Annotated in this window: 2 tRNA genes; both read left to right on the plus strand. The window is 41.0% G+C overall.

The annotated features are described in order from the left end of the window. Window positions 1-103 precede the first annotated feature (103 nt). Window positions 104-180 (plus strand) — tRNA-Ile (locus tag ENTHG_RS00205). A gap of 10 nt (window positions 181-190) precedes the next feature. Further along, window positions 191-266: transfer RNA gene (locus ENTHG_RS00210), tRNA-Ala, on the plus strand. The last annotated feature ends 156 nt before the right edge of the window (window positions 267-422 follow it).

A 422-nucleotide genomic window follows, 5' to 3' on the forward strand; every position in this document is an offset into this window, starting at 1 on the left:
TTTCTAAGGAATATAACGGAAAGATGAACTTGGTTCATCTAAGATTACACTTGCTGTTCAGTTTTGAAGGTTTATGAATTTAATTTTATAACCTATTCAAAATGGGCCTATAGCTCAGCTGGTTAGAGCGCACGCCTGATAAGCGTGAGGTCGATGGTTCGAGTCCATTTAGGCCCACCATTTTGAAACTGGGGCCTTAGCTCAGCTGGGAGAGCGCCTGCCTTGCACGCAGGAGGTCAGCGGTTCGATCCCGCTAGGCTCCACCATTGTTCTTTGAAAACTGGATAAAACGATATCGAAAGTAAACAAACAAATTTCTTTTTTAAGATTTTTTAATTATTAAGTTTTAATTTTTTAGGCTTAGTAACTTACAGGTTAAGTTATTAAGGGCGCATGGCGGATGCCTTGGCACTAGAAGCCGA

Source organism: Phytobacter massiliensis JC163 (assembly GCF_000321045.1).
Classification (GTDB): domain Bacteria; phylum Pseudomonadota; class Gammaproteobacteria; order Enterobacterales; family Enterobacteriaceae; genus Phytobacter_A; species Phytobacter_A massiliensis.